Annotated in this window: 13 protein-coding genes; 2 read left to right on the top strand and 11 right to left on the bottom strand. The window is 44.4% G+C overall.

From position 1 onward, the window contains the following. Window positions 1-28: 28 nt before the first annotated feature. The gene (locus BLT53_RS01355; RefSeq protein WP_090232199.1) at window positions 29-352 is read right to left on the bottom strand and encodes a WGxxGxxG family protein; all 324 of its coding nucleotides are present in this window, start codon (window positions 350-352) and stop codon (window positions 29-31) included. A gap of 211 nt (window positions 353-563) precedes the next feature. Here BLT53_RS01355 and BLT53_RS01350 point away from each other — a divergent pair, with 211 nt between their 5' ends. Then, window positions 564-1,082 (top strand): DUF3231 family protein, encoded by a 519-nt coding sequence (locus tag BLT53_RS01350; RefSeq protein WP_090232198.1) that lies wholly within the window; start codon window positions 564-566, stop codon window positions 1,080-1,082. A gap of 37 nt (window positions 1,083-1,119) precedes the next feature. Here the strand turns inward: BLT53_RS01350 and BLT53_RS01345 are convergent, their stop codons facing one another. The 10 genes from BLT53_RS01345 to BLT53_RS01300 form a co-directional block, all read right to left on the bottom strand. Then, complete coding sequence (locus BLT53_RS01345) at window positions 1,120-1,596, bottom strand: VOC family protein (RefSeq protein WP_090232197.1); 477 nt, start codon at window positions 1,594-1,596, stop codon at window positions 1,120-1,122. After that, window positions 1,593-2,375, bottom strand: coding sequence for a cytochrome c oxidase assembly protein (locus BLT53_RS01340; RefSeq protein ID WP_244520328.1), 783 nt, complete (start codon window positions 2,373-2,375; stop codon window positions 1,593-1,595). Before BLT53_RS01340 ends, BLT53_RS01345 begins: the two co-directional genes overlap by 4 nt. 4 nt (window positions 2,376-2,379) lie before the next feature. Further along, entirely contained in the window at window positions 2,380-2,868 is a 489-nt protein-coding gene (locus BLT53_RS01335; RefSeq protein WP_090232193.1) for a DUF2243 domain-containing protein, read from the bottom strand. A gap of 312 nt (window positions 2,869-3,180) precedes the next feature. Further along, window positions 3,181-4,161: a hypothetical protein gene (locus tag BLT53_RS01330; protein ID WP_090232192.1), complete on the bottom strand. Its 981-nt coding sequence runs from the start codon at window positions 4,159-4,161 to the stop codon at window positions 3,181-3,183. After that, complete coding sequence (locus tag BLT53_RS01325; protein ID WP_244520327.1) at window positions 4,148-4,492, bottom strand: PadR family transcriptional regulator; 345 nt, start codon at window positions 4,490-4,492, stop codon at window positions 4,148-4,150. The genes BLT53_RS01330 and BLT53_RS01325 overlap by 14 nt, the downstream gene beginning before the upstream one ends. A 204-nt stretch (window positions 4,493-4,696) precedes the next feature. Beyond that, window positions 4,697-5,923, bottom strand: coding sequence for a cation:proton antiporter (locus BLT53_RS01320; RefSeq protein WP_090232189.1), 1,227 nt, complete (start codon window positions 5,921-5,923; stop codon window positions 4,697-4,699). 13 nt (window positions 5,924-5,936) lie between these two features. Continuing rightward, entirely contained in the window at window positions 5,937-6,422 is a 486-nt protein-coding gene (locus BLT53_RS01315) for a cation:proton antiporter regulatory subunit (RefSeq protein ID WP_090232187.1), read from the bottom strand. 45 nt (window positions 6,423-6,467) lie between these two features. Next, a complete protein-coding gene (locus tag BLT53_RS01310) occupies window positions 6,468-7,019 on the bottom strand; it encodes a tyrosine-type recombinase/integrase (RefSeq protein ID WP_090232186.1) in 552 nt (183 codons plus the stop codon). 210 nt (window positions 7,020-7,229) lie between these two features. Further along, a complete protein-coding gene (abc-f, locus tag BLT53_RS01305; RefSeq protein ID WP_090232184.1) occupies window positions 7,230-8,957 on the bottom strand; it encodes a ribosomal protection-like ABC-F family protein in 1,728 nt (575 codons plus the stop codon). A gap of 453 nt (window positions 8,958-9,410) precedes the next feature. Further along, window positions 9,411-10,481: a permease gene (locus tag BLT53_RS01300; protein WP_090232182.1), complete on the bottom strand. Its 1,071-nt coding sequence runs from the start codon at window positions 10,479-10,481 to the stop codon at window positions 9,411-9,413. 166 nt (window positions 10,482-10,647) lie between these two features. Here BLT53_RS01300 and mnmH point away from each other — a divergent pair, with 166 nt between their 5' ends. After that, window positions 10,648-11,700: a tRNA 2-selenouridine(34) synthase MnmH gene (mnmH, locus tag BLT53_RS01295; protein ID WP_090232181.1), complete on the top strand. Its 1,053-nt coding sequence runs from the start codon at window positions 10,648-10,650 to the stop codon at window positions 11,698-11,700. The last annotated feature ends 127 nt before the right edge of the window (window positions 11,701-11,827 follow it).

Genomic DNA, 11,827 nt, shown 5'->3' with positions numbered 1-11,827 from the left:
AGTCTAAACGGCTGCAGGGGATTTTTAATTAACGGACTTCTTCCCTGTCCCGGCGCTTAAGGCCGAAAAGGCCAACCAGCCCTAAAAGACCGAGCCATTCCCAGTTCGTGTCATTATCGTTGTTATTTGCGGTGGACACGTTGCGTGTCGCAGGGCCGCGGTCGTTATAATTCGTATCATTATAGTTGAGGTTGCCATTATTATTGTTCATATCATTCAAGTCCGTTCCACGGTCCGTAGTGATCCGGTCTCCCCGGTCCACCATGTTACTTCCACGGTCGGCAAACGCCGGCATGCTGAACATGAATAGGGATACCATAAGCATACACACCAATGCTGTTACCTTTGACATGTGATTTTCCCTCCTTCCATACGCCTTAATTTTTCCTGAGAAAGAATTCTTATGCGGCAGCCAGCGGCATAAAATTTACCTTTTATTTAGAAGGGATTCTGCGGATAGTTTCCCCGCAGTTAGACAATCTAAAGAATGTGGCCAAACGACGAAACAGAAAGGGTGGTCCACATTGCGTGCAACCAATTTGATCTCTATGGGGAGGACAATCATGGGAATTTTAAGCGGAAATCCACAAAACGAACCAATGCATTACGGAGAAGTTTTCGCATTATGGACTTATCTTGCAGGAAATAAGGGATATGTCGCGGGATATGAAACACTGATCAACCATACGGGTGACAGCGACTTAAAAAAATTTCTGGAAGATTCTGTTCAAGCCATGAAACAAGAAATTGAACAGGTGGAAAAAATCTTAAAAGCTAACGGTATTGCCCTACCTCCAGCCCCCCCTGAACGTCCAACTGCATCCTTGGAAAGCATTCCTGCCGGTGCCCGATTTAATGACGCAGAAATCGCAGCATCTGTTGCCAAGGATGGCGCAGCCGGACTTGTTGCATGCAGCCAGATTATGGGACAATCCATTCGTGAAGATATCGGAGCCATGTTCGGCCAGTTTCACATGGCAAAAGCCCAATATGGAGTTCGCCTTCTTCGTATCATGAAAGAAAAAGGATGGTTGATCCCACCACCGCTTCACATGGAAATACCAGAAGCCATTCACGCATAAAAAAGCCCGGCCCGTTACGTACGTTGCGGGCTGGGATTTATTCGTCTTTATTGGCATACATTACGGCCGTACTGTGGCTGTACAATTCAATAATATTTCCATAAGGATCTTCACAATAAATCAGGTGGTACGGTTTGCCTTTCCATGTATTCCATCTGTCACTGCGTCTCTTCCCTCCAGAGGCAACTATCTCTTCCGCCTTTTGTTCAAGATCTTCCGCTATGATGCACACATGAAAAAAACCGCTGTAAACCCCATTTTTAGTTTTTTGCATTTTGGGCTCCACAAATTCAAACAGCTCAATGCCCACTTGGTTTTCCGACAATAGATGGGCGTTTTTCATTTTTTTGATATGTGCACCCAATAAATCATTCGTCATGTTAAGCTCTCCTGCAGTCTTTGCATCAAACGTGTAGGGCCCCGCGATCAGCGTAAAGCCCAATACGTCTTCATACCATTTGATGGCACCTTCCAAATCCGGCACCGCCAATCCAATGTGAGTAATGGCTGTCATGTTGTATTTGCCTCCTTTTGTCCATATACGCGTGAACGAGCTGCTTGATACCACTGATAACAAAATACGATGATCAGCAGTGCATCAATCACATCCCCGCCATAGTACATCAGCATACTGCCGGTCTCCGCATCAGGTTTCTCTACCCCGGCAGGTGGATGCGCATATAAATATTTGGACAATATGCCATGTCCTGCAAGTGCTGTCACTAAAACAATCGTACGGTATTTAAAACTGAAGCGGCGGGAAAAGGGTTCAATGTAAATGATGGACATCGTAAAAACAAGACCGGACAAAAATACATGAAAATGGATTACAAAATTAATCCAAACATTCTCATGCATTAACATAAATAAATCTGTTGCATATAAAAGCCAAAGTCCGCCGACATTCAAAAGGGCAGCAATAACAGGATGGAGAACACAATGAAAATAGGGAAGCTGCAAAAGCCGGGATAAACGCCGGCCCAAAGAAACCGGCAGTGTACGCAGCATCAAGGTGATTGGCGCAGCCAGCACGATTAGCAGTGGTGCCAGCATGCCCCAAAGCAGGTGCCCCGCCATATGTAAGGTGAAATCATGATGAGCAAACTTCGGAAGAGGCCCGACCACCGTTACTCCGGCACAAAGGATTCCAGCGGTCCAAATCAAATACCGGTAACGGGGCCATTTTTGCAGATGGCTGCGCCTGTTCGATACAATACCGGCCATAAAGTAGCCTGCCCAAATGATCCCTGCCACTAACAGAATGAGTGTATCTCCTGTATTCCAAAGAGACATATGCTCATTCTCCATGCTTCTTAACCTTTTTATTCTGAGACGTTTTGCCGGTGGCCTTCAGGAGCAGCCCTCCAACTGCAGTCATGATTATGGCTGTCGCATTCCACACCCAATCATAATAGATGACGTTATCCACATAACGGATCTGGTGCAGACCAAAAATTTTATGCTGAATCAGACCATCATAGAGCTGGAAAAGACCGGCACCTAAAAGGACACCTCCCCACCAACGTTTGACCATCCACACTTGGCACCGGCGGAGATCGGCGACCATAAACAACCCTGCAATGGTCGCAAACCAACTGAACGCATGAAAAAAACCATCAGAGACAAGGCCGACTTCGAGGGTGGATTTATCATAAAAATGATGCCAGTGTAACAGTTGATGAAAAACCCCTTCGTCAATAAACGCAATCAGGCCAATGCCAAAAAACAAGCCTGACCATACATTTCGCGTTAAATAATGATTATGTACAAATTGTTCACCTTCCATGGTACCCTCTCCTTGCCTGTAGAGATATTTATCTGAATTTACTTTTCGCCATTTCAAATAAACCAAATAAAAAAGAAGCCCCTGCTAAAAACAACTCCTCATAAAGAACAAAGAAGATCGATAATATTACGAGTAAAATACCCAAGAACCACATGCAAACAGAATCCCTTTCATCACTTGATGTATGGTATTTATACCCTTTAAATAAATCGCGAAACAAAAGCGTTAAAGTTTATTTACAACCTTTTTAACCACACACGATGAACCCCAAAAAGTCAGAAGCACTGAAAGGCTCCTGACTTTTTTCTTATTTTATATTCGTGCTTTTCTGAACCCGCTGAATGCATCGATCGCAGCTGATAGGCCGAAGATGGCAATAACGGCACCGATTAACTGCTTCTGCCCCGCAGAACCCATGGACAATAAATCCATGAACGAGGTAGCAAAAATTTCGTTGTTTGTGAAGATGATGATTAATATGACAAAGGCGATGAGCTGGGTAATCAGATTGAAAACGGCCAATCGCATCGTCCATTTTCCTGATCTGAATTTGGAGATCGCCAAAAGGAGTTCCAGCAATATGGCAATAACCACCAGGGGCCAAAAGGAGTGAAGAACTTGTTCGTTAAAGATAGGAGTCGTCAGTTCGAGTCCATTATCCCCGCTTCTATAGACACCGACCAAATTTGAGGCGTAGTAATACAGGCTTCCCCAGATCGCTGTCCATACCACACTTCCCGAGACCTCCCATTTGGTGATGGCTTTTTTCTTCGGAACATATGGGATATCCTTTAAATCTTCCGGCTTCCATTCTTTCTGCCGTGTTGTCATGGAATATTGGGCAATTGCCGTATCGGTACGTTCAAGGACCGCAAAAACGAGCGTGATCCAGAAGAACACTTGCATACCGATAGAGATGGCATCCCATATCCCCACTCCGATTACGGCAAGGATCGCTTGCATGACCGATTCGTTGCCCGAATACCCCATTACCGTCTCTGCCACCAGCGCGATAATGGAAATGGTTATTGCTATAGGAAGCACCATTTTTAACAGAGAGATATAAATATCATAGATTTCCGGTCCGATGAGGTACTGTGGACGATCACGGTATCCGCTTGCCAACACAGCAGGATTTCCAAGCTTTTTCAATACCACTTTTACATCCTCATCCGTACAATCCTCAGGCAGCATATCTTCGATGGTTGACTGAAGTTCCAACCCAATGTCTTTTCTGCTTTTTTCCGGAAGCCGGCGGGTCACTTCTTGAATGTAAAGCTCAATCAGATTCATCCTCTTCCTCTCCTTGTAATAATATCGAAAGTTCATCTGATGTTTTCTTCCACTCTTTTTTCAGCTGCAGAAAAATCTCCGTCCCATACTCACTTAACACATAATACTTGCGGGGTCTGCTTTCTGACGTGTCCCAGCTGCTAGTGACAAGCTCTTGCTTCTCCAATCTGCGAAGCAATGGATATAAGGTGCTCTGATCAATGCTGATTCCTGATGCTTCCAAAGATTGTACAAGAGAATAGCCATACTGCGGTTTCCGGAGCTGACTAAGAACGGCCAGTGTAAGCGTTCCTCTCCTCAGTTCTGTTGTTAAAGATTGAAGTAATGTCACCGGACACCTCATTTCTTTGTTACTTAATGTTATACGACAAACAATACTGTACATCGTACACTATATTATACTATGTATCATACACTATTGTGACAATTAAAACAACAAAAATTACCTATTTTTTCTAACCCTACACACAAAAAAAGAAACAGGAAAACCTGGAGGCTTTCCTGTTTCTTTTTCACCGTTATATGATCCTTTCCCTTATGAGGAGGATGGCTCTGCTTTCTTTTTCTCTTGTTTGTTACTCCATTTAAAGATTTTATCGCAAAAGAGGTAGATTTTTTTGGATTCTTTTGTCATGAGTGGACCAAGAATGGCAAGGATCAGCACATAAAGCGCGGAGAATGGTTTCAACATTGGCATGAGCCCTCCCGCTATACCCAGGTTGGCCATGATAATGGAGAATTCCCCCCGGGAAACGATGGTTAATCCAATGTTCGCCGAAGCTTTATGCGAAAGACCGGCTCTCCTTCCGGCAATCATTCCGGCGATAAAGTTACCAAGAATGGTAATGAAAACTGCACCCAACGCGAGCCAAACCGCTCCTCCCAGGGAGAACGGATCAATACTCAGTCCAAAACTGAAGAAAAAGATGGCTCCAAAGAAATCCCTAAATGGAACAACAAGGTGTTCAATGCGGTCGCTATGCTCGGTCTCGGAAAAAACCAGACCCAAAAGCAATGCACCAATGGCTTCTGCGACATGAATGGTTTCTGAAAAACCAGCGACAAAGAACAATACTGCAAAAACAACAATGATAAAGATTTCATCAGAGGAAATGTTTAATAATTTATTGAGCAGAGGCGTCGCTTTTCTGGCGACGATGAAAAACAAGAGCATATAACCAAGCGCGGTTAAAATGGAGATAATAGAGCCTCCGAGCGAGGTGGAGTCACCCAATACGAGCCCGGATACAACCGACAGATAGACGGCGAGGAAGATATCTTCGAACATAATAATTCCCAGGATCAATTCGGTTTCCTTGTTACCCGTTCGACGGAGATCAACAAGAACCTTTGCAACAATCGCACTCGAAGAAATCGTGATAATCCCGGCAACGATCAAAACTTCCAGCAGAGGGAAGCCCATAACCATTCCATACAATATACCCATCGTGAAATTAATCGCAATGTAGATGGTCCCTCCGACCACGATGGATCTTCCTGACTTCACCAGCTTTTTCACTGAGAATTCAAGGCCCAGGTAGAACAACAGGAATAACACCCCGATCCGGCCAAGAAACGCAATTATCTCTTCACTTTCGATAAACTTCAGGCTAATTACACCAATATGCGGCGCATGCGGTCCGACAAGCATTCCAATGATAATCAGGAACGGGATGATGGAAAACTTGAGCTTGCCTGCAAGGATGGCCGCAAATGCTACCAATAACAGAGCCGTGCCGACTTCAAATACTAAATGATCCAAAAGTTATCACCCCTTAAGTAGATAATCGATCACTGATCAGTTTTTTCAAATCATGCCTTTCTCCGGACAGAACCAGCATGTCCCCTGCCTCAATAACCGTTTCCGGGCCAGGGTTGAACAGCTTTTTCATATTCTTTTTTAACATTGCAATGACGGTAACATTATACTTGTTTCGAATATCGATACCGCCGATCGTTTCACCGATAGCCGACGCTTGAGCTTCAACTTTATACCACTCAATGACCAGACCTTCAAGCGCCATTTCCATGCTTTCGACTGCCTGTGGCTTGTAGGCCATACCACCAATGATGGAAGCAATCTGCCGTGCCTCCGAATCATTAAAGGTGACACTTGAAATGCTTTCTTCATGATCGGAATCGAAATGGTACAGTTCACGCCGCCCGTCATCGTGGATAACAACCACAATTTTTTCTCCCGCTTTCGTAATAATTTCAAATTTCCGTCCAATACCCGGTAATTCGCCCTCCCGAATATCCAATTTCATTCCTCCTTTGTAATGGTGTAACACTGTTAAGGTGATGCACTATAGATTAACATCAATTGTGGTACGGATGTTCTCATCTTTTTTGATGCCAAGGTATTTACGCGTTTCCGAGGGGGTTGCATGGTGAAAATGCCTTTGAAGCAAAGATATGGCTACTCCCCGTCGGTACGCGTGGTAGCCGAAGGTCTTTCTCATCGAGTTGGTTCCGATCTTTCCATTGACTCCCACAGCTTCTGCAGCCTGATGAATGACCCGGTATGCTTGCTGGCGGGTAATCGGAAGTTTTGTTTTTCTTGATGAGAACAGAAAGCTGTCTTCCGAAAGGTCACTGGCTTCAATGTAGTGCAGCAGCGCGTTCTTCACTTTTTGATTGAGATAAATTTCTGCTTCACTGTCTGGGAGCCTGAAGAAGTCGAGCATCTTTCCATTCTCCATTACCTCTTTTACCTTAATTTCGAGCATCTCGGTAATCTTAAGACCGGTATTGATGCCAAAGACGAACAGAACATAATCCCTCTCCGAATGTTTCTTTAAATACCTTTTCATCATGCTGATCTGTTTAACATCCCGTAATGCTTCTACATATTCCATTATTCATCACCTTAGTCTATGTTACTTAATACTAGTTTAACACATGATTATGTAACATTAAATAATTTGCATTATCTGTCACATTTTCATAACATTTTCTTTTTTTTCCGCTGATATTCTCTTGAATATCACGATGAAGTGATTACTGTCGGATCATTTTAAAAAAAGCCGTTGCCGTCCGATTAAAAAAGCCCGGGCAGGTGCCCAGGCTTATTGAAGCTTTCGTTTTTCTGCCATCAATTCTTTGAATTCCTCGTCCAATTTCATATATTCCTTTTGACCAGGCACAAGCACACTGAGTTCCCCCAATATGGCCGTGATCCGAGTCTCAATGACCATTTTCCTTTCCTTTTTTTCATCGTTTGTTTCCTTTTTGAAACGAGAGCTTTGACGATTCCCCTCCATATATTCCTTAAATCCTTCTTCCGTTTTGAAAATGGTTTGGTCACGGAAAACCAACAGCTTCTCACATGTTTTTTCGAGAAAAAAGCGGTCATGGGACACAACCAACAAAGTACCGTTGAATGAATGCAGCGCTTCCTCCAATTGCTCCCGGCTCGCCAGGTCCATATGATTGGTCGGCTCATCAAGAATGAGCAGATCATGCTGCTGCAGAATCAGTAGCGCGAGTTTCACACGCATTCGTTCTCCAAGGCTTAGCGTCTTGATGGGCTGTTTCAGCATAGTTTCATGGAAGCCCATATTCGCCAGAAGTGTTCTCGCTTTGGCTGCCTCCGACCGAATCTCAAGGAGCTCCTGTATGAGGGAAAGCACTGTCTTTTCTGGGTTAAGATCCGTCACATCTTGGGTCAGATACGCGATTTTTGCTGCAGGGCTGATCCAAAGTTCTCCCGAATCAGAAGTTTCCTTACCTGTCAGCATGTTAAGGAACGTTGTTTTTCCGCACCCGTTTGGGCCTGTTAAGCCAATCCGTTCCCCACGCTGTATATAAAAGGAACTGTTTTGGAACAGGAGCCTCTCTCCGAAGGATTTGGAGAGATCGGATGCCGCCACCAACCGTTTCCCTCGCTTTTCGGGATTTTCCCACCCAAATTGGATTTTCGCTTCCTCTTTTGGACGCTCGACACCTTCAAGCTCCAAATTTTCAAGCCGTTTAATTCTGGATTTGATATGTTTATCCATGCTCTTCGCTTTGCTTCGGTAAAATTCCTTTGTACCGCGCATATCTGCCATCTTTCCGGTTTTCCCCGCTTCCCTGTGGGCTTTGGAGGACCAGTTATTAAGACGGCTGATCTCTTCCTGAATTTTTTGCTCATATTTTATCTGATTTTCGTAGTCATGGAGTTGTGCCTGATATCGGCGTTCCTTCTCTTTCCGATATTCGGTATAGTTTCCGATGTAATCATGTGACTCGCCGTCCGTTAATTCAACGATCCGTTCCACGGTTTGATCCAGAAAGTACCGGTCATGTGATATGATCAGCACGGCTCCCTGAAACGACTTCAGTTCCTTGATCAGCCATTCTACTCCCTGAAAATCAAGATGGTTGGTTGGCTCATCAAGAATTAAAATATCCGGATTATCGGACCAGATATGTGCGATGGCCATTTTCGTCTTTTCTCCGCCGCTTAACCCCTCATACCTTTCTTCATTCCATTCGTTCACTTTTTGGAGTCCGAGGCGGCTTGTGATTTGAAGAAAATTCTTCTGTTCATTGGCCAGGTCTGTCAGCGAATTTGCTGTATAAGAGGTGGATTGCCTAAGGTAGCCGACCTTAAGCTTTTTCTTAAACCTTGTTACCGTACCTCCATCCTGCAGCATGTTTCCGAATATAATGTTTGCAAGCGTGGTCTTTCCTGCACCGTTTGCCCCCACAAGACCAATTTTTTCATGTTGGCCAATTTCCATCGTTACGTTGCGGAGCACTTTCTGCTCGCCGAATTCCTTCTGTACTTCATAACATTTAATAAGTTCCATACAATCACCGCTTTGTATCATCATTTACAGGCTTAAGTGGACATATGAAATTTGAATACACAAAAAGACCGCAGAAGCTTCTGCGGTCTCAGACAAGCGAAAAAAAGATACAAGAAATACAACGGACTACCTTCCGCCTAATAAAACAAGCGGAAAAATCGAACCCCGAGTATATCCATAGACAGACGTATCCCATCCCGCTCCGCAGCCGCAGAGCTCATTTGCCGTGCAATCAAACTTCATGATCGACAAAGGGATTAGTTCCACATCGTGTCTAATTGGATACCTCCTTCTTATTGTTGCTGTTAGTATATCACAGTTTCCAGAAAAAAGTGAATGGGCTTTTCGGGCATAAAAAGGCCACCACTTATTCAGCGATGGCCTTTTATATCAATTCTAAAGGTTGGAACGGAAATTTAATACTTTAAAGAGCATAAGAGATTACAATAAAACTTAAAGGAAAAGCATGCCTGCTATTCCGCTCAGTACTCCCAAAACCACTACTGAAGCACTAACAAATCCAAGCACACGCTTTGGATAGGAACGAGCTACGATCAACAATGAAGGGAGGCTGAGTGCAGGAAGCGTAATGAGCAAGGCTGCGGCCGGGCCTTCTCCCAATCCAACAAGCATGAATGTCTGGATGATTGGAATTTCAGCAGCCGTAGGAATCACAAACAGCATGCCGGCAAGCGCAAAACCAATGATCGCGAACAAGCTGTTTGAAGCTGTTTCACTAAGCTGCGGGAACAGCCAAATTCGGGCAGCACCCAGCAACAGGACGGAAAGAATATACGCTGGTCCGATATGCAGCAGCATAGTTCTAAGGCTCTTCATCCATCTTTTGAAAAATGGCCCCTGTTCCTCTTCAAGGGTCTCACTTTCCGGTACATCTTCCAAATTTACGGGTTCAGCGTCTTTCGCAAACCGGTTCGCGAGGTAACTGACACCAAATACAAGAACGAGCCCGAAAACCAGACGAAGCACCGTAAATTTCCATGAGAGCACAAAGGTCATAAAAATCAGGGTTGCCGGGTTGATGGTCGGGTTGCCCAGCCAGAAAGCTATGCTTGCCCCAACAGAGACTTTCTTTTTGCGCATGCCGACCGCCATCGGGGCAGCACAGCATGTGCACATCATTCCCGGAATAGATGCCAGTCCGCCAGCAACCGTACTTCCGAATGATGTTTTTCCCAATACCTTAAGCAGCCAGCGTGATGGAAGAAGCACTTGAATTAAAGAACCTAAAAGAATGCCGAGTGCAGCGGCTTTCCATACTGACAGAAAATATACCTTCGCATAATCCCAGGCAGATGCCCATGGCGAACTTGAAGCTGACTGATCGCCCAATATGGATGGTCCAATGGTATGTGTAACGGATGAACTAATCGCTTTTTGAAAGTACGGCCACCACTTCACATAGAGAAGACCTGCTGCGGCCACAATCAAAAAAATAACAAAAGCCCAGATGGCTTCCTTGTTTCTGGAACGCCCTTGTTGAACAGAATGATTTATTTGAGACATTTTATTCCCACCTTAATTATTTACAGTCTTTTTTCAATACCCCCCATTATATCACAAGCATTTAATTTTTTGGCAGATGAAGGATGATTGTGCGGCGATTATGCATTTCTTGTAAAAGTATTTTATAATATGAAATAGACGTATTAAAAGAAAGGCGGAAAAGCCAGTGTTTCAAGATATTGCAATCGAAGAATTAATGGATGCTTATAATAAAAATGAGATAACCCTCATCGATGTGCGGTCGCCATCGGAATATAAAGATTCCACAATACCGGGAAGTTTGAACATTCCCCTCTTTACTGATGAAGAACGGGCAGAAGTGGGAACCATTTATAAACAGAAAAGCTCGGAAGCGGCTAAAGAACGCGGCCTAGAAATCTTTTCGGCCAAGCTTCCTCATTTCATTAAAACCTTTGCCGCGATCGATGGCCCAAAAGCCGTGTTTTGCTGGCGCGGGGGTATGAGAAGCCGGACAGCTGCAACGGTACTCGATCTTATGGGAATCCGTGCGCAACGGCTGCAAGGGGGCTTTCGCACCTATCGGCAATGGATCGTCAAACAGCTTGACGCTATCGATTTTACACCCGAAGCTTATGTCCTGCACGGAAATACCGGAACAGGAAAAACATTGATTCTACAGGAGCTGGCCAAACAAGGGTATCCTATTTTGGATCTGGAAGGCCTTGCCGGCCACAGAGGTTCAATTTTTGGGGAGATCGGCCTTGTGCCCAACAACCAAAAAATGTTCGAATCCCTTCTCTTTCATGAGTTGGACAAGCTAAAATCCTCACCTTATATCCTGATGGAAGCCGAAAGCAAACGTGTCGGCAAGGTGGTTCTGCCCGGGTTTGTAACTCAGAAGAAACAAAAGGGTTTGCATATTTTTATCGATATGCCGGTGAGCGAGAGGGTCAACCATATTTTGGAGGACTACCTTCCATGGGAGCATCACCAGGAATGCCTGGAAGCTTTCATGCGTATTAAACGAAGAATTCACACCCCGATTGCTGCCCAAATTGAAAAAGATTTGGAAAGCGGCAACTATCATGCTGCCGTCCGACTGCTGTTGGAGCATTATTATGATCCACGCTATGAATTTCATGAAAATAATTATGATGAGAATAAGCGGATCAATCTGCGTGTCCAAAACAGCAGCGAGGCCATTGTAAAAATTAAAGAGATTATTGAAAAGCGTCAGCCGGCTCATACGGTACTGTAATTTTTACAGTTCCGGCCGGCTTTTCTTACATATCCACACACTTATTCAATATATTGATACTCATTTTGCCCTGCCTATAATACACTTAAAGGAATAAGGATAACTTACAGCAGAAGGAGCTATGTTT

The sequence above is a fragment of the Fictibacillus solisalsi genome (assembly GCF_900103485.1).
In the GTDB taxonomy this organism is placed as follows: domain Bacteria; phylum Bacillota; class Bacilli; order Bacillales; family Fictibacillaceae; genus Fictibacillus_C; species Fictibacillus_C solisalsi.
This window is presented reverse-complemented; position numbering and strand designations above follow the sequence as displayed.